The 21,143-nt window shown below is 70.4% G+C and carries 19 protein-coding genes and 1 pseudogene; 11 read left to right on the plus strand and 9 right to left on the minus strand.

The features are described 5' to 3' along the window. Nucleotides 1-7 precede the first annotated feature (7 nt). From ABT009_RS33440 to ABT009_RS33455, 4 genes are all read left to right on the plus strand, one after another. Nucleotides 8-1,093 (plus strand): WD40/YVTN/BNR-like repeat-containing protein, encoded by a 1,086-nt coding sequence (locus tag ABT009_RS33440; protein WP_351303608.1) that lies wholly within the window; start codon nt 8-10, stop codon nt 1,091-1,093. Nucleotides 1,094-1,333: 240 nt separating this feature from the next. After that, nucleotides 1,334-2,011 (plus strand): uracil-DNA glycosylase, encoded by a 678-nt coding sequence (locus ABT009_RS33445; protein WP_351303611.1) that lies wholly within the window; start codon nt 1,334-1,336, stop codon nt 2,009-2,011. Nucleotides 2,012-2,110: 99 nt separating this feature from the next. After that, a complete protein-coding gene (locus ABT009_RS33450; protein WP_351303614.1) occupies nt 2,111-3,106 on the plus strand; it encodes an N-acetylglucosamine kinase in 996 nt (331 codons plus the stop codon). A gap of 298 nt (nt 3,107-3,404) precedes the next feature. Then, nucleotides 3,405-4,328: a sirohydrochlorin chelatase gene (locus ABT009_RS33455; RefSeq protein WP_351303616.1), complete on the plus strand. Its 924-nt coding sequence runs from the start codon at nt 3,405-3,407 to the stop codon at nt 4,326-4,328. Between the two features lie 70 nt (nt 4,329-4,398). Here the strand turns inward: ABT009_RS33455 and ABT009_RS33460 are convergent, their stop codons facing one another. The 6 genes from ABT009_RS33460 to ABT009_RS33485 form a co-directional block, all read right to left on the minus strand. Then, entirely contained in the window at nt 4,399-5,448 is a 1,050-nt protein-coding gene (locus tag ABT009_RS33460) for a lactonase family protein (RefSeq protein ID WP_351303619.1), read from the minus strand. 229 nt (nt 5,449-5,677) lie between these two features. Then, nucleotides 5,678-7,186, minus strand: a complete 1,509-nt coding sequence (locus ABT009_RS33465) for an FUSC family protein (protein WP_351303622.1) — start codon at nt 7,184-7,186, stop codon at nt 5,678-5,680. A 341-nt stretch (nt 7,187-7,527) separates the two neighbouring features. Further along, the gene (locus tag ABT009_RS33470) at nt 7,528-8,196 is read right to left on the minus strand and encodes a DUF305 domain-containing protein (protein WP_351303625.1); all 669 of its coding nucleotides are present in this window, start codon (nt 8,194-8,196) and stop codon (nt 7,528-7,530) included. A 96-nt stretch (nt 8,197-8,292) separates the two neighbouring features. Next, nucleotides 8,293-8,748: a DUF6153 family protein gene (locus ABT009_RS33475; protein ID WP_351303628.1), complete on the minus strand. Its 456-nt coding sequence runs from the start codon at nt 8,746-8,748 to the stop codon at nt 8,293-8,295. 210 nt (nt 8,749-8,958) lie between these two features. Further along, the gene (locus ABT009_RS33480; protein ID WP_351303631.1) at nt 8,959-11,241 is read right to left on the minus strand and encodes a heavy metal translocating P-type ATPase; all 2,283 of its coding nucleotides are present in this window, start codon (nt 11,239-11,241) and stop codon (nt 8,959-8,961) included. Between the two features lie 129 nt (nt 11,242-11,370). Continuing rightward, on the minus strand, nt 11,371-11,595 hold the full coding sequence (locus ABT009_RS33485; RefSeq protein WP_351303633.1) for a heavy-metal-associated domain-containing protein: 225 nt from the start codon (nt 11,593-11,595) through the stop codon (nt 11,371-11,373). 254 nt (nt 11,596-11,849) lie between these two features. On the opposite strand from ABT009_RS33485, the pseudogene ABT009_RS33490 reads away from it, so the two are divergent. Further along, nucleotides 11,850-12,134: pseudogene (locus ABT009_RS33490) on the plus strand (RNA polymerase subunit sigma-24); the annotation flags it as partial. A gap of 97 nt (nt 12,135-12,231) precedes the next feature. Here the strand turns inward: ABT009_RS33490 and ABT009_RS33495 are convergent. Further along, nucleotides 12,232-13,407, minus strand: a complete 1,176-nt coding sequence (locus tag ABT009_RS33495; protein ID WP_351303636.1) for a macrolide family glycosyltransferase — start codon at nt 13,405-13,407, stop codon at nt 12,232-12,234. 276 nt (nt 13,408-13,683) lie between these two features. Then, nucleotides 13,684-14,334 carry a CatB-related O-acetyltransferase gene (locus ABT009_RS33500; RefSeq protein ID WP_351303638.1) on the minus strand — a complete coding sequence of 217 codons (651 nt, stop codon included), beginning with the start codon at nt 14,332-14,334 and terminating at the stop codon, nt 13,684-13,686. Nucleotides 14,335-14,593: 259 nt separating this feature from the next. Between ABT009_RS33500 and ABT009_RS33505 the strand changes: the two genes are divergently transcribed. Together ABT009_RS33505 and ABT009_RS33510 are read left to right on the plus strand one after the other, a co-directional pair. Beyond that, on the plus strand, nt 14,594-15,076 hold the full coding sequence (locus ABT009_RS33505) for an Lrp/AsnC family transcriptional regulator (RefSeq protein WP_351303641.1): 483 nt from the start codon (nt 14,594-14,596) through the stop codon (nt 15,074-15,076). A gap of 114 nt (nt 15,077-15,190) precedes the next feature. Next, nucleotides 15,191-15,889, plus strand: a complete 699-nt coding sequence (locus ABT009_RS33510) for an HAD family hydrolase (protein ID WP_351303644.1) — start codon at nt 15,191-15,193, stop codon at nt 15,887-15,889. 34 nt (nt 15,890-15,923) lie between these two features. Here ABT009_RS33510 and ABT009_RS33515 read toward each other — a convergent pair whose 3' ends face one another. After that, on the minus strand, nt 15,924-16,697 hold the full coding sequence (locus ABT009_RS33515) for a LysR substrate-binding domain-containing protein (RefSeq protein WP_351303647.1): 774 nt from the start codon (nt 16,695-16,697) through the stop codon (nt 15,924-15,926). 72 nt (nt 16,698-16,769) lie between these two features. On the opposite strand from ABT009_RS33515, the gene ABT009_RS33520 reads away from it, so the two are divergent. The 4 genes from ABT009_RS33520 (at nt 16,770) to ABT009_RS33535 (ending at nt 21,031) form a co-directional block, all read left to right on the plus strand. Continuing rightward, the gene (locus ABT009_RS33520) at nt 16,770-17,174 is read left to right on the plus strand and encodes a DUF5997 family protein (protein WP_351303650.1); all 405 of its coding nucleotides are present in this window, start codon (nt 16,770-16,772) and stop codon (nt 17,172-17,174) included. A gap of 142 nt (nt 17,175-17,316) precedes the next feature. After that, complete coding sequence (locus ABT009_RS33525) at nt 17,317-17,835, plus strand: (2Fe-2S)-binding protein (RefSeq protein WP_351303653.1); 519 nt, start codon at nt 17,317-17,319, stop codon at nt 17,833-17,835. 2 nt (nt 17,836-17,837) lie between these two features. Continuing rightward, on the plus strand, nt 17,838-18,827 hold the full coding sequence (locus tag ABT009_RS33530) for an FAD binding domain-containing protein (RefSeq protein WP_351303917.1): 990 nt from the start codon (nt 17,838-17,840) through the stop codon (nt 18,825-18,827). After that, entirely contained in the window at nt 18,824-21,031 is a 2,208-nt protein-coding gene (locus ABT009_RS33535) for a xanthine dehydrogenase family protein molybdopterin-binding subunit (protein ID WP_351303656.1), read from the plus strand. The genes ABT009_RS33530 and ABT009_RS33535 overlap by 4 nt, the downstream gene beginning before the upstream one ends. Nucleotides 21,032-21,143: the final 112 nt, after the last annotated feature.

The raw sequence follows: 21,143 nt of genomic DNA on the forward strand, positions 1-21,143 counted from the left end.
GTCTGGCATGACCGATGTACTGCTCACCGTAGGCACACGCAAGGGTCTCTTCATCGGGCGACGGCGCGGTGGCGCCTGGGAGTTCGACGACAGTCCCTACTTCAACGCCCAGGCCGTCTATTCGATCGCGATCGATACGCGCCGGCCGGTACCGCGACTCCTCGTCGGCGGGGACAGTGCGCACTGGGGCCCGTCCGTCTTCCACTCCGACGACCTGGGCGCGACCTGGACCGAGGCTATCCGGCCCGCCATCAAGTTCCCCCCGGACACGGACGCTTCGCTGGAGCGGGTGTGGCAGCTGCATCCGGCGGTCGCCGAGCCGGACGTGGTGTACGCGGGCACGGAACCGGCCGCGTTGTGGCGCTCGGAGGACCGGGGCGAGACGTTCGAGCTGGTCCGGCCGCTGTGGGAGCACCCCACGCGGTCGAAGTGGGCGCCGGGCGGGGGTGGCGAGGGGCTGCACACCGTGGTCACCGATCCGCGGGACCCGCGCGCCGTGACGGTCGCCGTCTCCGCGGCCGGCGTCTTCCGCACCCACGACGGCGGCGAGAGCTGGGCGCCGTCCAACTCCGGTGTGTCCGCCGTCTTCCTTCCAGAGCCCAACCCCGAGTTCGGGCAGTGCGTGCACAAGATCGCTCAGGACGCCGCCGACCCGGACCGGCTGTATCTGCAGAACCACTGGGGGGTGTACCGCAGCGACGACGCCGGCGCGCACTGGTCCGACATCGGCGAGGGCCTCCCATCCACCTTCGGCTTTGCCGCGGTGGCCCACCCGCACCGCGCGGACACGGCGTACGTCTTCCCGATCAACGCCGACGTGGACCGCGTGCCCGCCGGCCGTCGCTGTCGCGTCTACCGCACGGCCGACGCCGGCAAGAACTGGGAGCCGCTCTCCGCCGGGCTCCCCGAGGGCGATCACTACGGCGTGGTGCTGCGGGACGCCATGTGCACAGACGGCGCGGACCCGGCGGGCATCTACTTCGGCAATCGCAACGGGGAGGTGTACGCATCCGCCGACGACGGCGACAGCTGGCGGCAGTTGGCCTCGCATCTGCCGGATGTGCTGTGCGTACGGGCAGCGGTCATCGGGTGATCACTCGTGCGGGTATGACGGGGCGCAAGGCGGGGTCACGCCTTGTATGGCGGGGTCACGCCCGCGGGCAGCGCCTGCGGCGTACCGCATGGCCGGGGGCGGGCCGCGCATGACGGGTACGTCGCGGACGATCCGTCACGGGTGACTCAGCGGACGCGCCGGTGGCCAGGGCCCTGGAGTCATGTCTGCTCGTAACCTGCGCGTTCGGCCTTGGTCGGGGCGCCAGTAGAGTGACGCCCCGTGGCATCACGACCCTTGCATGAAATCGTCGAAGCGGGCTGGGCGAAGGCGCTGGAACCCGTAGCCGAACGGATCGCCGGGATGGGCGACTTCCTGCGCACGGAGATCGCCGCGGGACGCACCTATCTCCCGGCCGGAGCGAATGTCCTGCGCGCCTTCCAGCAGCCCTTCGACGACGTCCGCGTCCTGATCGTCGGGCAGGACCCCTACCCGACGCCGGGACATGCCGTGGGGCTGTCATTCTCCGTCGCGGCGGAGGTGCGGCCGCTGCCGGGCAGCCTGATCAACATCTACCGGGAGCTGGGTACCGACCTCGGGCTGCCGCAGCCGTCGAACGGTGACCTGACGCCATGGTCACAGCAGGGCGTGCTGCTGCTCAACAGGGCGCTCACCACGGCGCCGCGCCGTCCCGGTGCGCACCGCGGCAAGGGCTGGGAGGAGGTCACTGAGCAGGCGATCCGTGCGCTGGTCGCGCGCGGCCGGCCGCTCGTGTCGATCCTGTGGGGGCGCGACGCGCGCAATGTGCGGCCGCTGCTCGGCGATCTGCCGTCGGTGGAGTCCGCGCACCCCTCCCCCATGTCGGCGGACCGCGGTTTCTTCGGCTCCCGCCCCTTCAGCCGGGCGAACGAACTGCTGGTCAGGCAGGGCGCACAGCCGGTGGACTGGCGGCTGCCGTGACGGAGACCGGGCCGGCGGGCGGTGTCGTGACGGAGGCTGGGGTGGTGTCGTGACGGAGGCTGGGGTGGTGTCGTGACGGAGGCTGGGGCACCGTCGGCCGTGACAGACGCCGACGCGCCGTCGGCCGTGCTGGGCGTCGACTCCGGGGGCTCCGGACTGCGGGCCGCCCTTGCGGTCCTCAGCGGCACGGGCACGGTCGCGCCTTCGGGCAGCGGGTCGACAACACCGGTTCGCACGGGGCCCGGCGGCATCGACCCGGACCATCTGCTGGAGCAGCTGGTGCCCATGGCCAGGAAGCTGATGCGGGAGGCCGGTGTCGACGGCATCGGGGCCGTGACCATCGGGGCCGCCGGGATGGCGACCCTCGGCGCCCGGCTGCGCGCCGAGCTGCCCGCCGCGCTGGCGCGTGAACTCGGGGTACGGCGCCTCGCGCTCGCCGCCGACGCCGTCACCGCGTACGCCGGGGCCCTGGGCCGGAGGCCCGGCGCGGTCGTGGCCGCCGGCACCGGCATGATCGCGCTCGGCACGGATCTCAAGAGCTGGCGCAGGGCCGACGGTTGGGGCCATCTGCTCGGCGACTGCGGCGGCGGCGCGTGGATCGGACGGGCCGGCCTCGAGGCGGCCATGCGCGCCTCCGACGGGCGGCGCGGTGGCTCACCTGCTCTGCTTGCGCATGCCGAAAAGGTCTTCGGACCCGTGGCCGGGCTGCCCGCGCAGCTCTATCCCCGCGCCGACCGGCCCGCGGTACTCGCGTCGTTCGCTCCGGACGTCGCCGCGTGTGCGGCGGACGACCCGGTGGCTGCGGGCATCCTGGAGGACGCTGCGCGCCATATCGCCGAGGCCGCTGCAGCCGTCTGCCCGGAATCCGGCGAGAGCGAAGTCGCCCTCACCGGCGGCCTGTTCAAGATGGGTGAGCCCCTGCTCGCGCCCCTGCGCGCACAACTCGCCCAGCTGCTTCCGCAAGCGCGCCAGGTGCCTGCCGAGGGCGACCCGCTGCACGGAGCCGTACGCATGGCCGTCGACCTCGCCGTGGACCGGCCGGCCCTGCCGCATGACGAGCACTTGCTGTGCGTCGTACGGCTCGATGCGCCGTAAGGCTCGATGCTGAGCGGCCGTTTCCTGCTGAGCGATCCTGGCTCAGGCCCCGGCGTAATCCCCGCCGTAAACCCCACCGGACAAGGACCCTCGCTGCGCCGATGGTCACGACGCCGAGTTGAAGCACTCGATAGGCACTGATACACCACCACACGCGCATGAATCCGTACATGCTCCATCCGCGGCGAAGCCCGTGCAACCGATCCCCACATAACCCATAAGACAAATCAGGACGGATACCGCTCACCTGCACCCTCCCCGAACAGGGGAGCCCAAGAAGCCAGTAGCATGCGGCGCCATGAGCTCCCCCACTGGGCCCGCATCCGGCCTGCCTGTACGAATGCCGCGTCCCCGCCAGCCCGGGCGGCACCGCCGCCCTGAGCCCGTGGCGGCTCCCGAGGGCGCGCCCGCGCTCGTCCTCGCCGTGCCCGGCACTCCCAGCGCCACCGCGCGCAGCCTCGCCGAAGAGGTCGTGAGCATCGCCCGCTCCGAGCTTCCCGGCCTGGACGCGCGGATCGGATTCGTGGACGGGGACGACGCCGAGTACCCCGCGCTCCAGTCCGTACTCGCGCACGCGGCCCAGGAGCGCACCGCACGCTACGAGCAGGCCGTTGCCGCCGGTGCGAGCGTTGCCGCGCCGCCCGACGGCCCGGTGGCGGTCGTCGTGCCGCTGCTCGCCGGCCCCGACAGCGCGCTGCTGCGGAGCATCCGCCAGGCCCTGATGGACAGCCGTGCCGCTGCGGAGCTGACCGATGTGCTGGGCCCGCACCCGCTGCTCGCGGAGGCGCTGCACGTGCGCCTGTCCGAGGCCGGTCTGGCCCGTGCCGACCGTGCCCGGCTGTTCACCGTGGCGACCGCCGCGGACGGAATCATCCTCGCGTCCGTCGGCGGCACCGAGGCCGTGCAGGCCGCCGGGATCACCGGCATGCTGCTGGCCGCGCGCCTCGCGGTGCCGGTGATGGCCGCGGCCCTGGACGAGGAGGGCTCGATCGCGGCGACCGCGGAGCAGCTGCGCTCCTCGGGCTCGGCCCAGCTGGCGCTCGCGCCGTATCTGATCGGCCCGGAGATCGAGCCGGAGCTGCTGGACGCGGCGGCGAAGGAAGCGGGCTGCGCGGCCGCGGAGGCGCTGGGTGCGTACCCGGCGATCGGCAAGCTCGTGCTCTCCAAGTACACGACGGCGCTGGGCATCGCCCCGCAGCCGACGGGCGCACCGGTGCGCTGACCGTACGCGCAGAAGGCCCGCTCCCGGTGCCGGGGAGCGGGCCTTCGCCGTTACTGCGCTGTTGCCCCTGTCAGCCGAACACCACGCAGGAAGCGGCGGGCGCTTCGATCGAGCCGGCCCGCCGCGGCAGGCCCGTTTCGGGGTCGATGCGGAACCAGGTCACGTCACCGGAGCGCTCGTTCGCGGCGTACAGATACCGGCCCGACGGGTCGAGGGCCAGGTCCCGGGGCCAGTGCCCGCCGCACGGCACGGTGGTCAGCAACCGCGGACGTTCGCCCGTACCGTCGAGCGCGAGCACGGAGATGACGTCCTCGCCGCGGGTGGCCGTCCAGGCGAACCGGCCGTCGGGAGCGACGACGATCTCCGAGGGATAGGCATCACCGTCGGGCGCACCGGGCAGCACATGTGTCTCGCCGAGGGGCTGCAGCAGGCCTTCGTCCCCGTCCCAGCGGCACGTGGTCACGGTCGGCGCCAGCTCGTTCAGCACGTACACGAGATCGCCGCGCGGGTGGAAGGCAAGGTGACGCGGCCCGGACCCGGGCCTCAGCGCCACCTCGCGCCAGAGACTCAACTCCCCTTCGCCGTCGAGGGAGCAGATGCGCACGGAGTCGGTGCCGAGGTCCACGCTGACCGCCCAGCGGCCGGTCGGATCCGGCACCACCTGGTGGGCGTGCGGCGCCTGCTGGCGCTGCGGGTGCGGCCCCGAGCCCTCGTGTCGGAGCAGGCTGGACGGGGCGGCGGCGAGGGCGCCGTCGGCCTTCACGGGCACGGCGGTGACGCTGCCGGAGCCGTAGTTGGCGGTCAGCACATGCCCTGCGTGCACGGCGAGATGCGTGGGGCCGTCGCCCTTCACCGGCACCGGAGAACCGACCAACTCCGCTCTGCCTCCGGCGACTTGATATGCGGTGACCGAGCCGTCGGCCGTCTCGCTGACCGCGTAGAGCACGGTCGAGTCCGGTGAGAGCGCGAGATACGAGGGATCAGCGATCTCGTCGGCGGCGCTCAGCTCGGTCAGCGCACCCGTGTCCTGGTCGACAGCCGCGACGATGAGTCCCCTGCCCCCGGCTGCGGTGAACGATCCGATGTATGCCCGTCCGGCGCGCCTGCCGCCCATTGCCACTGCATTCCCCTCTCACTGCCGGTGCTTGCTGGCCCTCACCGCGCCCCTGCCGGTGCTGGCGCCGACGGTAGCAGTCGACAGCCATCGGTCTAGACCAAGCACCCCCGAAAGGGCATGGATCCCCACGCACGCACGCCGCCGGATGGCGCAGCCACGGGCATGCGGTAACCCCGTCGGCTCACATGGGGACGGTTGTCGGGCCGAGCACGCCCGGCCGCCGGCCCCCGGTTCAGGCCCCGACGAGCGGCGACCGCGGTGAGGTGCGCAGCGGTGCGGCCAGCGCGGTCAGTGCGCGCTCCAGGCCGTGCAGATGGGCGAGCGCGGGTTCGGTTGCGGGGTGGCGCGCCCCGGAGGCGTCGACGGCCGCCGACTCCCGCGCGGTGCGCTGTGCGGTGAGTGTCTCCACGGCGGCCTCCACGCGCAGGCAGGCGGCGGCGAGGCGGACATCGTGGGAAGCCTCGGGATCGGCGGCCACGGAGGCCAGCCCGCGGACCTCGCGGGCGCAGTCGTCGAGGAGCGCCAGCACCTGCCGGGCCCGGCTCTTACGGGCGTGCATCGGGCTCAGCGGGTGCACCAGCGGTGAGACCGAGAGCCGCACCCTGGCGAGCAACAGCTCCAGCTCGGCGACGCGCGTGGCGGGGTCGGCGGTCTCCGAGCCCGCGAGGCGCGCCGCGGCCTCGGCGGTGCACTCGTGTACGCACCGCAGGGCGCGCTGGATCCAGGCGTCGGTCGTGGCATGGGTGGTGACCGGCAGCACGAAGAGTACGGCGAGCGCCGCGCCCAGCGCCCCCACGCCTGTTTCCGCGAGACGCACGGCGAGCAGGCCGGGATCCAGCACCCCCAGAAGCCCGTAGAGCAGGTCGACCAGCAGCGTCACCGCGAGCATCATCCAGGTGTACGAGACCGCGGCCGTGTAGAAGATGCCGAAGACACTGACTGCGGCGAGGACCGCCGTGGGGATGGCAGCTCCCTGTAGCGGGACCACGAGGAGCAGACCGAGGCCGATGCCGATCAGCGTGCCGACGACCCGGCGGAAGCCCCGGACCAGCGTCTCGCCACGGGATGCGGTGTTGACGAAGATCCACCAGGTGGCGCCCACGGCCCAGTACCAGCGCTGATCGGACAGCAGCTCGCCCACCATGAGGGCGAAGGCGGCGCCGGCGGTCGCCTGAAGCGCCTGGCGGGTCGTCGGCCGGGCGAGACCCGTGCCGGCCTGCGGTGCCGGAACGACGGCCGGAGGCAGCCGCCGCTCATAGCACCACAGGCCGAAGCGGACGGCCGATGAGGCGAGCAGCGACAGCGTGACGGCGGCGTACAGCTCCGGCAGTTGGCCCGGCACCGTATGCAGGACCTGCGTCACGAAGAAGGCCATGAACGCGAACACGCCGAGACTGTGCCCGCGCGGCCCCCAGCGCCGGGCGTACACCCCCGCGCCGACCACGGCGAGGAAGGCCACGTCCCGCGCCACCGGATGGTCGTGCAGCCCCGCCGCCAGGGCGAATACCGGGAAGCCGACGGCGGGCATCAGCGCGGTCGTGACCGCCTGGCCCCGCACCGTCGCGTCGGTCACCGTGAAGAGGGCGAGCAGCGCGGCAAGCCCACCTGTGACAGCCGCGGCCAGCGAGTGACCGGCGAGGCCGCAGAGAGCGACCGCCGACCCGATACCGGCGACGGCCCGAGTGGCGCTGCGCAGCCGCAGCCGCCCCGGGTCCGGAGCCACGAACACCCTCTTCAGCACTTTCCCGCCCCTCCTGCTTCCGGACATGAAGAAGGCGCCGCGGGATCCGCAGCGCCATCGACGGGTACATCACAGCATCCTCGGGCCTCGTGGCTCAAGCGCTGCAAGAATCACTGGGCCATTGGCGCAGCCTCGAGCCTTTGGGCTGCACCGGCAGGAGGCCAACGGACCACGAAGGCAGGCAAGATCGACTTTGCTTCGTTCAGACTCGTCCAGACGAAGGACCGCCCCGGCCTCCCGGTCGTGGCCGGTAGAGCCCGGGGCGGTCAGTGTGGAACCGAAGGAGTCAGCGCGTGACCGAAGCAGTCAGCGTGTGACCGCAACGGTCGGTGCGCCGAGGATCAGAGCCGATCGAGAATGCCCTGGAGCTGCTTCACCTCGGCGGACTGGCCTTCGACGATGGCGTCGGCCATCTTCTTGACGTCGGCGTTGCTGCCGTTCTTCTGCTCGTCCTCGGCCATGCTGATCGCGCCGTCGTGGTGGTCGATCATCATCTGGGCGAACATCTTGTCGAACTCCGTGCCCTTCGCGGCCTCGAGTTCCTTCATGTCCTCGTCGGACATCATGCCGTCCATGCCGGAGTCCCCGGAGTCTCCTGAGTGGCCGGAGTGGTCCATGGACTCCGCCTGGGTCGGCTTACCCCAGGACTTCAGCCAGCCCTCCATCGTCTTGATCTCGGGGTCCTGGGCTTTCTCGATCTGCGCGGCCAGTTCCTTGATCTCAGAATCGGATGCGCGGCCGTCGGCCAGCTTGGCCATCTCCAGAGCCTGCTGGTGGTGCGGGATCATCATCTGCGCGAAGCTGACGTCCGCGTCGTTGAAGTCCGCGGCCGATGCGCTGTTGCCCGGCTCGGCGGTCGCCGATGCGGCAGCCGAGCTGCCGTGGTCCATGCCGCTCATGTCGTCGTCGTTGCCGCAGGCGGCGAGCAGCAGGGCCCCGGCCGCCACGACTCCCACGGCAGCGATGCGGCGGGCAGGCTTGCGGCGGAAGGCGCGAGTACGGTCAGTCATGGTCGATCTCACCTCGTATGTCGGTTCTCTGGCTGTTTTGGCGTGCGCGTCATCGCGGGGCGGCGCTTGGTGTGCGCGCCCGCGAGGCGGTTCGGCCTACAGCCGCAGGACCGACAACTGGGTGAGATCGGGGCCGCGTGGCGGCGGGTTGGGCCGCTGGGCGACGGTCGCCTGAGCGAGGAGGTTCGCCAGCCAGTCGGGCCGACTGGCGAGCGCGGCCTTCAGAAGGGCGGCGAGCACATACACACTGAGCAGCACCGCCAGGCACAGCGAGAGCATGTCCATCGCCATGGCGGGATGGTCTGCGGAGTCCCCGGACGACGAGTGCGAGGAAGCCATCGCGTGACTCGGCTCTGCGGCAGCCGCGGTGACCGCAGTGTCGTGAGCCTCGGATGCCCCATCCATCGTCGATGCGTGGGATGCGGTGGCCGCGCCATGACCGGACGATCCGTCCGGGTGCCCGAGGGTGTGCATGGCGAAGACGCCGAACGCGAGCACGACGACGAGCAGCAGGTGCCCGAGGGCCCCTCCCGCACGTACGTACCGGCTCATGTGCACCTTCCGCTCTCCGTCCCGGGCCGACCCGGGATCACCTTCCGGCATCCGACCGTACCTAACCAGAGTTGAAGTCGCGTCGTCGGCACCCCGCCCGCGACCAGGGAAGTCCGGTGCGGCGGCTCGGTGCGGACGCCGACCTGGGCCGACTGCGGGCTGGGCCTCAAGATGAGGGCCGCCACGGCCGCGACCGTCGGCCTGCGCGTCCTACGTGAAGGAGCGCAGCCGCAGGCTGTTGGTCACGACGAAGACCGACGAGAAGGCCATCGCGGCGCCCGCGATCATCGGGTTGAGCATGCCGGCCGCCGCCAGGGGCAGTGCGGCGATGTTGTAACCGAAGGCCCAGAACAAGTTGCCCTTGATGGTGGCCAGCGTCCTGCGGGAGAGCCGGATGGCGTCCGCGGCCACCCGCAGGTCTCCGCGTACGAGCGTGAGGTCGCCCGCTTCGATCGCCGCGTCCGTGCCCGTTCCCATCGCCAGGCCCAGGTCCGCGGTGGCGAGGGCGGCCGCGTCGTTGACTCCGTCGCCGACCATCGCGACCGTGCGGCCCTCGCGCTGCAGCCGCTTGATCACGGCCACCTTGTCCTGAGGCAGGACTTCGGCAATCACCTCGTCGATGCCGACCATCCGGGCGACGGAGTCGGCGACCGTCTGGTTGTCGCCGGTCAGCAGGACAGGCTTCAGGCCGAGCCTGCGCAGTTCGGCGATCGCCTCGGCGCTGGTCTCCTTGACCCCGTCGGCGACGGTGAGGACGCCGCGCGCCTTGCCGTCCCAGGCGACCGCGACCGCCGTACGCCCCCCCGCCTCCGCTGCGGCCCTGGCCTCGGCCAGTTCCCAGGGGAGGTCGATGGCCCAGTCCTCCATGAGCTTCTCGCGCCCGACGACCACCGCGCGTCCCTCGACCACACCCTGGACGCCGAGACCGGCGACGTTCTCGAAGTTCTCCGGGACGGGGAGGCTTCCGGTCCGTTCGACGGCGCCCGCGGCGATCGCCTGGGCGATCGGGTGTTCGGAGGCGTGTTCCAGCGCGCCCGCGAGCCGCAGCAGTTCACGCTCGTCCTCGCCCGGGGCGGTGACGATGTCCTGGAGCTGCATACGGCCCGTGGTCACGGTCCCGGTCTTGTCGAGGACGACGGTGTCCACGCGCCGGGTGGACTCCAGCACCTCCGGGCCCTTGATCAGGATGCCGAGCTGGGCTCCGCGCCCGGTGCCGACCATGAGGGCGGTCGGCGTCGCGAGCCCCAGCGCACAGGGGCAGGCGATGATCAGTACGGCGACGGCCGCGGTGAACGCGGCAGCCGGGTCGCCGGTGACGAAGAGCCAGGTCAGCAAGGTGCCCAGCGCGATGACGATGACCACGGGGACGAAGACCGCGGAGATGCGGTCGGCGAGGCGCTGCACCTCGGCCTTGCCGTTCTGGGCGTCCTCGACGAGCTTCGCCATGCGGGCGAGTTGGGTGTCGGCGCCGACCCGGGTCGCCTCGACGACCAGCCTTCCGCCGGCGTTCACCGTGGCACCGGTGACGGCATCGCCGACCGTCACGTCCACCGGCACGGACTCGCCGGTCAGCATCGAGGCGTCGACCGCGGAGCCGCCCTCCACGACGACTCCGTCGGTCGCGATCTTCTCTCCGGGACGGACGACGAAGCGGTCGCCGACGGCCAACTGCGCCACAGGAATGCGTACTTCCCTGCCTGCCCGCAGTACGCAGACGTCCTTGGCGCCCAGCTCCAGCAGCGCCCTCAGTGCCGCGCCGGCCTTCCGCTTCGACCTCGCCTCCAGATACCGCCCGGCGAGGATGAACGTGGTCACGCCCGCCGCGGCCTCCAGGTAGATGGAGGACGAGCCGTCCGTACGGGAGATGGTGAACTCGAACGCATGCCGCATGCCCGGCATCCCGGCGTGCCCGAAGAACAGCGCCCATACCGACCAGCCGAGCGCGGCGAGCGTACCGATGGACACCAGCGTGTCCATGGTCGCGGCGCCGTGGCGGGCGTTCGTCCAGGCCGCCTTGTGGAACGGGAAGGCACCCCAGACGACGACCGGAGCGGCCAGGGTCAGCGACAGCCACTGCCAGTTGTCGAACTGCAGGGCCGGGACCATCGCCATCAGGACGACGGGCACGGAGAGCGCCAGCGACACGAACAGCCGCTGCCGCAGAGACACGAGCTCACTGTCCGCCGCCGACATGGTCTGCGTCTCGCCCTCGCCTGCGTTTTCGGACGGGGGCGGGGGCGGCTCCTCGGCGGTGTAGCCGGTCTTCTCGACGGTCGCGATGAGGTCGGCGACCTCGACCTCTGCCCCGTAGGAGACCTTGGCCTTCTCCGTGGCGAAGTTGACGGTCGCCGTGACACCGTCCATGCGGTTGAGCTTCTTCTCCACGCGGGCGGCGCACGACGCGCAGGTCATGCCGCCGATGGAGAGCTCGACCTCGGAGGCGGGCGCGGGTGCCGTAGCGGAAAGGGCCTTTTCGGGAGCCGTGCTGGTCATGGGCGAATCTCCTGGGAGAGGCCGGGCGCACGGCGTCCGTATCAGCGGAGCGGCACGTCCCGGCGCGGGAGCGACATCGCGTTCCCGGGCCTGACAGCCCCGTCGGAACTGTCAGGCCCGGCGGAGCTGTCAGACCCGGCCGACGAGCTCGTAACCGGCCTCGTCGACCGCGGCGCGCACGGCTTCCTCTTCGAGGAGGGCGGCGGAGGTGACGGTAACCTCGCCGGAGGCGGCGACGGCCTTGACCGCGGTGACGCCGTCCAGCGCGGAGAGCTCCTCGGAAACAGCGCTCTCACAGTGGCCGCAGGTCATGCCGGACACCTTGTAGACGGTGGTGACGTTCTCGGAGGTCATGGCTTCTTCCTCAGGTCCGTGCGTATTGCGCGTGTCGTATTGCGGGACAGGCCGGTCGTCCGGAGCCCTGCCGATACACCCACACTATACCCCCCCTGGGTATTTGTGGCGCCGACACCCGAAGCCTTCTTGAGCTGATCGCACGGATCGCGGACCACGCCAAGGCGACTGTGTCGCTCATCACATCGACCCCATGTCACGGACCGGAGATCAACTTGCGTCTGGTGGCCGTCAGCAAGACGAGAAGCAGACGGCGCCAGGCATTGCGTCCGGTCGTCGGCGCAGAGACCGTGGCCGCCTGGTTCGGGGCCATCGGCACCATCACCTACCAAGGCGCCGAGCCTGCCGACATGAACGCCGAACTCGTCGAGATCAACGGCGGTCCGGGCATGCTGTTCAGCGGCCCGGGCCGCGTGATCGCCACTGTCACCTTCGACCTCGACGCCGACGGTCGCATCACCGCCATCCACAACGTCGCCAACCCCGACAAACTCCAAGCCATCGCCGACGGAACCACTCACGACGTCGGCATCCAATGAGCTGCCCGGGCCGCCCTCGGCTTGCAGCCCACGGCCGGGATTCGGATGGATCATGGAGGCATGGCAGCCCACCGGGACGGTGACCAGCGCCTCGCAATCAGCCCAGCATGTCCTCGATGAGGTCGGCGGCCCGCGTGGTGCCGCCCTCGGCTCGCGCTTCGGCACGGAGTAGCGCCGAGCGGCGGGTGACCTCCGCGTCGGAGACAAGTTCACTCAGGGCGGTGCGCAGGGTCTCGGCGGTGGCGTCCGGGGTGTCGATGCGGCGGGCCACGCCAAGCTCGACGAGCCGGTCGGCGTTGATGAACTGTTCGGCGGCTTGTGGGACGGCGATCATCGGAACACCGGTGATCAGCCCTTCGCTGCTGCCGCCCATTCCCGCATGGGTGACGAAGGCGTCGGCCTGTTCCAGAATTGCCAGTTGAGGCACCCAGGTGTGCACTTCGACGTTGGGCGGGACGTCGCCGAGTTCCCGCGGGTCGGTGTGCTTGCCGATCTGGAGTACGACGTGCCAGCCGGGCAGGTTGCCATAGGCCGCCAGGCACTGGCGGTAGAACTCCGGTCGGCGTGTGTACGCGGAGCCCAGGGAGATCAACAGGACGTTCTCGGCATCGGCGGGACGTGTCCAGACACCCTCACCCCCACGCGGGCCTCGACAGGGGCCGACGAATGTCACTGAGTCGGTGTCGACCTCGTCGGCGTGCGGTTGCATCGCCCGCGGGATCAGGGCCAGGGCCCGCGCGGGCCGGCCGGAGAAGGCGTCGACGTCGGTGGTGGACGCCCCGCAGTCGGTGAGCCACTGCGCGAACTTCGCTCGGTACGCGTCGGCGCCCGGCAACTGCCACAGGTGCGCCGCCACGTCCTGGTCGTAGCTCTTCCAGGCGACGAAGGTCGGGGACAGCTGCATGATGGGGCGGCCTTGCGTCTCGGCGAGGGCGCGCGCGGCGTAGGCGCCGATGTCGTACAGGTAGAGGTCCGCACGGTCGTGGTCGTAGGCGGCGCGCAACTGCGGGAGGGCCTGGATGGCGTCGTCGAGGAAGAGGTCCATCGCGGCGATGGGGTCGTCGGGCCAGTTGTTGTCGGCGACGGGCAGCACGGAGGTGCAGGGGACGAGTTCGGCGCCGGTGGCGGCGATCAGGTCGGTGACCGCCGGGTCGTTGGCGTAGGTCACCCGGTGGCCGCGGGCGACCAGCTCTCGGATGATCTCGAGGCTCGGCAGGACGTGGCTGACGGCGGGGATGCCGACCATCGCGATGTGGGCGCGGCGACGGGACATGGAAGATCACTCATTTCAGGTCTACGGCGGAAGGGACACCGCAAGCCGGCGCGCCAACCGCTCCGAGAGAAAAGCTCTGCGGTCGGGGCGCGCACATGGGCATGCGGGGCGGAAGCGGGGCGCGGCCCCGTCCGTGTCAGCCGTAGATCTGATGGAAGTACATGCTCATGACTCTATCCCGCCCCCGGGCTGCTCAGCACTGCAATTACGACGGCCTCCGCGCAGAGGGGTGTGCGGCGGGGTGCCGAGTCGTCCGCGGGAACTCCCGTGCCCGCGTTACATGCGGCGGGTGTCCGGGGCAACGGCTTCCAGGTCGCCGATGCTGCCCGACATGATCGTCCGCACGTACTCGGTGATGTGCTCCGCGGGCCAGTCCCACCAGGCCACAGCCAGCAGCCGGGCGATGTCCTGGTCGCTGTAGCGGGTGCGGATGAGACGGGCAGGGTTTCCGCCGACGATCCCGTAGTCGGGAACGTCTGAGGTCACCACGGCGCCGGAGCCGATGATCGCGCCGTGTCCGATCCGCACGCCGGGCATCACCATCGAGCCGTAGCCGAACCAGACGTCGTTGCCGACGATGGTGTCCCCCCGATTCGGCAGGCCTGTGAGCAGGTCGAAATGCTCGGACCACGAGCCGCCCATGGTGGGAAAGGGGAAGGTCGAGGGGCCGTCCGTGCGGTGGTTGGCGCCGTTCATGATGAACCGCACTCCGGTGCCCAGTGCGCAGAACTTGCCGATGACCAGCTTCTCCGGCCCGTAGTGGTAGAGCACGTTGCGCGTCTCGAACGCGGTCGGGTCGTCCGGGTCGTCGTAGTAGGAGTACTCCCCGACCTCGATCAATGGGGACTTCACCAACGGCCTGAGCAACACCACCCGCGGCTGCTCGGGCATCGGATGCAACACCGTCGGGTCGGCAGGCACAGGCATGGCGAGCGATTCCTTGCGGACTGGGTGTCAGTTCCGGCCCCATGATCGCAGTACGGCACCACCCGGAACACCGATTTTGTCACCTGCGGGAACACGCACGGACTGCCCGTCCGGGATGTTCCGCAAGGGCGCGCAGCGGCGGGGTGCACGGGTCGGGCTTCTTCGTCGGACTGGACCGTCTGGCCATGTCATGGATCTCGACTGAGCCATTGGTACCGTCATATGCGCTGCTCGCCGACCGGGAGGAGACCCACGGGCCATGGCCGTGGACGAGCTGGACACCCGCATCCTGCGGCTGCTGCTGGAGCAGCCCCGCACGAGCGCTCGCGAGTACGCCCGTATCCTCGGCATCGCACGGGGCACCCTCCAGGCCCGGCTGGACCGGCTGGAGCGGGACGGGGTGATCAGGGGTACCGGTCCCTCGCTCTCCCCCGCCGCGCTCGGCCATCCGGTGCTCGCGTTTGTGCACATCGAGGTCACTCAGGGGCATCTCGACGAGGTGGGCGATGCGCTGGCCGCCGTGCCGGAGATCATCGAGGCGTTCTCGATCACCGGTGGTGGCGATCTGCTGACGCGGGTCGTGGCGCGGGACAACGCGCACCTGGAGGACGTGATCCAGCAGCTGATCCAGGTGCCGGGCGTGGTGCGCACACGCACGGAGGTGGCGCTGCGCGAGCGGGTGCCGCATCGTCTGCTGCCGCTCGTGGAGTCGATCGGCCGCTCGGCTCGCGCGGCTCGCTGACCGCGCGGCTCGCCGACCGCGCCCGTACCCTCTCAGCCACCCGGGCCCATTCAGCCGTCCGCGCCCCCTCAGCCGCCCGTGCCCCCTCCCCCACTCCCTGGCATGCTGAACCGCATGAGCCAGGCAGCCACCACCTCGGTCATATTCGATCTCGACGGAACACTCGTGGACAGCGAACCGAACTATTTCGAAGCGGGGCGGCATGTTCTTGCGCAGCACGGCGTCACGGACTTCACCTGGGAGGACCACCAGCAGTACGTCGGCATAGGCACGCAGGAGACGATCGCTCTGTGGAAGGAGCGGTACGGGCTCATGGCACCGCTCGACGGGCTGCTGGCGGAGAAGAACCGCCGCTACCTGGCACTGGCCCGGGTCTCCACGCCCGTCTACCCGGAGATGCGGAAGTTCGTGGAGCGGCTGCACGACGCGGGTGTGCCGATGGCCGTGGCCTCGGGGTCCTCTCGCGAGGCCATCGAGGCGATCCTGTCCGGCGCCGGGATGACCCACCTGCTGCCCGTCGTCGTATCGGCGGACGAGGTGGCGCACGGCAAACCCGCACCGGACGTCTTCCTCGAGGCCGCCCGCCGGATCAGCGCCGAACCGGCGGGCTGTGTGGTTGTGGAGGACGCCGCGCCCGGGGCCGCCGCGGCGCATGCGGCGGGCATGCGTTGCATCGCGATCCCCTACGTCGCGGCGCAGGCGGACGACGCCCGGTTCAACACGGCGGGGCTGCTCTTCCGGGGCGGGCAGGGCGAGTTCACCGCGCAGGCCGCGTTCGAGTGGCTTGCGCTCGCTCCGACGACTCCGTCCTGACGTATCCGCCCGGAAGCGACGGAAGCCACGGAAACTACGACCGGCGGCGAGGTTTCCCGCGCTTGGTGCCTTTCGCGCCGCCGGAACCGCTGCGGGGACTCTTGCCGGTCGACTTGCCGGCTGCGGGCTTCCGCCCTGCGACGCCCGAATCGGGTCGCTTGCGCTTCGGCTGAACCGGGGTCGGGGCCGGGGTCGTGCGGCGACCCCGGGAGCTGTTGACGGTCCGCCCGCGGACGATCCCGATGAGGTCCTCCACCAGGTCGGTGGTCGCGTCCTCCGGCCACGACAGCGCAACGCGCGACTCGGGGGCGTCCGTCACCGGCCGATACGTGAGGTCCTTGCGGTGGTGCAGGCGGGCGAGTGACTGCGGCACCACGAGCAGTCCCACTCCGGCCGCCACCAGCTCGACGGCGTCCGCCGTCGTGGCGGGGCGCTCGATCGCCGGCCGTCCCGGCATACGCTCCCAGTCGAGGACGTCGTCGAGGGGATGCAACACGATGTCGTCGGCCAGATCCTCGGCGGACACCTCGTCGACCGCCGCCACGACGTGGTCCTTCGGAACCACGACCACCGTCGTCTCGGTGTAGAGAGGGATCGCGCTGAGGACCGTGCGGTCGACCGGCAGCCGTACGAAAGCCGCGTCCGCACTGCCGCCCAGCAACACATCGGGCGCTTCGGCGGCGGTCACCCCGATGAGGGTGAGGGGGACCTCGGGCAGCCGCTCGTTCCAGATCCGCACCCACTTGCCGGGTGTCACCCCCGGGACATACGCGAGCCGGAACGAAGGGGAGTCTTCCGAGCCTGTCACTCCGCCAGGTTACCGGTCGCCCGTCACCGGTCGTGGTCGGAGGTCGCGCAGGCGCTCGATACCCTGGACACCATGAAGTCGCACCAGACCGCCCAGACGATGAAGCCCGCGACCGCGGCGAAGAAGCTGGGTGTGTACCTCGAGGCCACCCCCGCCGAGTTCCAGGAGGGTGTCGTCTCGCGCGCCGAGCTGAACGCGCTGCAGGCCGATCCGCCCGAGTGGCTGCAGGAGCTGCGGCGCAACGGCCCGCACCCCCGTCCGGTGGTCGCGGCGAAGCTGGGCATCTCCATCTCGGGTCTCGCACGTGGTGGAATCACCGAACCCCTCACCACTGAGCAGATCGAGGAGTTGAAGAGGGACCGTCCCGACTGGCTGGAGAAGGAGCGCGCCACCCAGGCCGAGGTCCGGAAGGAAGCGGTGCGCATCAAGGAGAAGAAGGCCGAGCGCGACGACCAGCCCCGCGGAACGCTTTCCTGACAAAAGTTCGTGCCGACGCCGGGGCGTCATGAAAACCTAAAAAGGTACACATGGCACATAAGGCGTTTTTCGGGATAGCATCGGCGGAACGTGTTCGCTCTGTGAGCAGGGGCCTGATCGGATAACCCGGAATCGAGGCGCCATGAGCCGAGTCGACGTCCCGGCAAGCCCGTCCGCCGACGCATCACCCGAAGTTCCTCAGGTCGAGGTCACCCTCCATGTCAACGGCACGAGCCATCGGCTGCGGTTCGACGCCCGTGTCACCCTGCTCGACGCGCTGCGTGACCATCTGGGCCTGACCGGGGCGAAGAAGGGGTGCGACCAGGGCGCCTGCGGAGCTTGCACGGTGATGGCCGACGGGAAACGCGTGGTGTCGTGTCTGGCGCTTGCCGCCCAGTACGAGGGGCGTGAAATCGTCACCGTCGAATCCCTTTCGGAGAACGGCGAGTTGCACCCCATCCAGGCGGCATTCGCCCGACATGACGCGTTCCAGTGCGGTTACTGCACTCCAGGGCAGATCATGTCGGCGATCTCGCTTATTGCCGAGGGACGAGCGGGTTCGGATGAGGACATCTGCGAGTTCATGAGCGGCAACATCTGCCGCTGCGGCGCTTATCCCAACATTCGCGCTGCAATTCGCGAAGTGGCCGGAGAGGCGTGACAATGCGCCCGTTCACCTACATGCGCGCCATCGATGCCGACGAAGCCGTGGCCGCCGTGAGCGCCGATCCCGGTTCCTCGTATCTCGCCGGTGGCACCACTCAGTTGGATCTCATGAAGGACGGCGTGCTGGGTCCTGACAGGATCGTCGACATCAGCAGGCTGCCACTGGGCGGTATCACGCACACCGACTCGGCTGTCCTAGTCGGGGCACTGACGACGATGGAGGAGCTCGCCGCCGATCCCGTCGTGAGAGAGCGGCTGCCCTTCGTACGGGAGGCCCTCCTGCTCGGCGCCTCGACCCAGCTTCGCAACATGGCCACGATCGGGGGCAATCTGCTGCAACGGGCCCGGTGCCGCTACTTCAGAGACCCGACTGTCGAGGCGTGCAACAAGCGCACTCCCGGTTCGGGGTGCGCAGCCATCACAGGTGTCCACCGGATGCACGCCATTCTGGGCACCAGTGACCACTGCATCGCCCTGCACGCCTCCGACCTCGCCGTTCCCCTGACCGCTCTCGACGCCGTCGTCCGCGTTCAGGGCGCGAGCGGTGCACGCAGCATCCCGCTGACCGAGTTCTACCTCCCACCCGGTGACACCCCGCACATCGAGAACGTACTGAGGCATGGCGAGCTGATCACCGCGGTCGAGATCCCTCTGCTCCCGCGTGAGGCACGTTCGCTCTACATCAAGGTCCGCGACCGGGTGTCGTACGAGTTCGCGCTGACGTCGGCCGGGGTGGCCCTGGTGCAGGAGGACGGCTTCATCCGGGAAGCGCGTGTGGCGCTGGGCGGAATCGGCACCGTTCCCTGGCGGGCATGGGATGCCGAGGACGTCCTGCGTGAGGCGCCCGCGAGCAACGACACCTTCCGCACCGCGGCCCGGGCCGCCCTGGCGGGGGCCCGTCCGCTGCCCGGCACCGCCTTCAAGGTGGAGCTGGCCCAGCGCACCCTGGTGCGCACCCTCGAAAGCGTGGCAGGAGCGCCGTCATGACCACTCTCGAAGCCCCCAGGGTCGTCGGCCCGGGCCTGGAACGAGTGGAAGCGCCGCTGAAGGTCACCGGCAAGGCGCCCTACCCCAATGACTTCGGCTACCCCGACCTGGTGCACGCCGCCCTGGTGCGCAGCACCATCGCCGCCGGACGGATCCGCAGCATCGACACCTCCTCGGCCGGCGCCGCACCAGGCGTGCTGGCCGTTATCACCCACCTGAACTCGCCGAGGCTGGAACGCGCGCCGATGTCGCTGCTGGGCTCCTCCCCGCCGGCCCCGCTCCAGGACGACCGCATCCTCCACTACGGACAGCAGGTCGCCGTCGTGGTGGCCACCACCGCGGAGCAGACACGGCACGCCGCAACGCTGGTGCGAGTCGAGTACGACCCGACTGAGGCCCTGCTCGACATCGACGACCCCCGGGCGGAGGTCCTGACCAACCCATGGGGACTGGACTCCGAACGCGGCGACGTGGGCGCCGGGTTCGCCGCGGCGGACGTCGTTGTCGGGGGCACCTACACCACCCCGGACAACACCAACAACCCGCTCGGTCTGATGGCCACGATCGCCTCCTGGAACGGCGACTCGCTCACGGTCCACGACTCCACCCAGTGGCCCCACAACGTTCGCTCCTCACTGGCAGCGGTCTTCAAGATCCCTGAGAGTGGGATCCGGGTCCTCGCTCCCTACGTCGGCGGTGGCTTCGGCGCCGGGCTGCGGGTGTGGCCTCATGTGATCCTGACCGTGCTCGCTGCACGCGAGGTGGGCAGACCGGTCAAACTGGTACTCACCCGGCCCGAGATGTTCACCGCCGTGGGGCATCGGCCCAACAGCGTCCAGCACATCAGAATCGGGGCCACCCGCGCCGGGAACCTGACCGCCATCGAGCACGACGGCGTGTCGACGGTGGCGATGGAGGACGACGACTACGAACCCGTGTCCGCCTGCTCGGCCTTCTCGTACGCCTGCCCCAACGTCGTGACCCGGGACCGGCAGGTACGGGTGAACATCCCCAGCCCGGGCTCCATGCGCGCCCCGGCCGAGGCGCAGGGGAACTTCACCCTGGAGTCGGCCCTCGACGAGCTCGCCCACGAACTCGGCATCGATCCCCTCGAACTGCGCCTGCGGAACTATGCGGAAGAGCACCCGCTGCTCGGCCTCCCCTGGTCCAGCAAGGCCCTGCGGGAGTGCTATCTGCAGGGAGCCGAGCGGTTCGGCTGGTCGCGCCGCAGCCCGCAACCGGGCTCGATGCGCGACGGCCGCTGGCTGGTCGGCTACGGCATGGCCGGGGTCTCCTACCCCCACTACCAAGTCCCGTGCCAGGCGCGTGCGTCCGTGCACCGTGACGGATCGGCCCACGTACGCAGCGCGGCCACCGACATCGGCACGGGCACCTACACGGTCATGACGCAGCTGTCGGCCGAACTCCTCGGCCTGGACACCACCCGGGTACGTTTCGACCTCGGCGACTCCGACATGCCCTATTCCCCGCAGGCAGGCGGATCCGGCCTCACCGGGGCCCTGGGCAACGCAATCCATGCCGCCTGCCAAAACCTCGTACAGGAATTCCTCAACGTGGTCCGCGACGACCCGGACTCGCCGCTGCGCGGAGCCGCACTCGGCGATGTCACGGTCTCCGAAGGCCGCATCCACCTCACCGGCGCTCCCGAGCAGGGCGAGTCGTACACCGACATCCTGGCCCGTCACGGCCTGGAGGAGCTCAGTGCCGACGGCCGGAGCACGCCGCCTCAGCGCGATGGAACGGGGATGGCCACTGCGGGCGCCTTCGGAGCCAAGTTCGTCGAGGTACGCGTGGATCCCGACCTGGGCCTGCTGCGGGTGGCACGGGTCGTCTCGGCGATCGATGGCGGGCGCATCCTCAACGAAAAGACTGCCACCAGCCAGATCATCGGCGGCACGGTGGGGGGAATCGGCCAGGCGATGTTCGAGGACACCGCCACCGATCGCGGGACCGGGCGCATCGCCAACGCCACCTTCGGCGACTATCTGCTGCCCGTCAACGCCGACGTTCCCGACATGGAGGTGCTCTTCGTCGGCGGTCCGGACCCGGCCACGCCGGTCGGCACCAAGGGGATCGGGGAGATCGGCCTGGTCGGTGTGGCGGCGGCCATCGCCAACGCCGTGCACCACGCGACGGGGCGCCGTATCCGCTCTTTGCCGATCACCATCGACCAATTGCTCTGAGACGCGTTCGGCGAGGGCGGCCGGGCGCTGAGAGGCCTGGGGTCCATCAAGCCATCCTGTCGTGCGCGCGTGAATCCCGTGGAGGCGGGCGGGCCCTCTCCCACGCCGTCCG

The organism is Streptomyces sp. NPDC002896, assembly GCF_040295225.1.
Classification (GTDB): domain Bacteria; phylum Actinomycetota; class Actinomycetes; order Streptomycetales; family Streptomycetaceae; genus Streptomyces.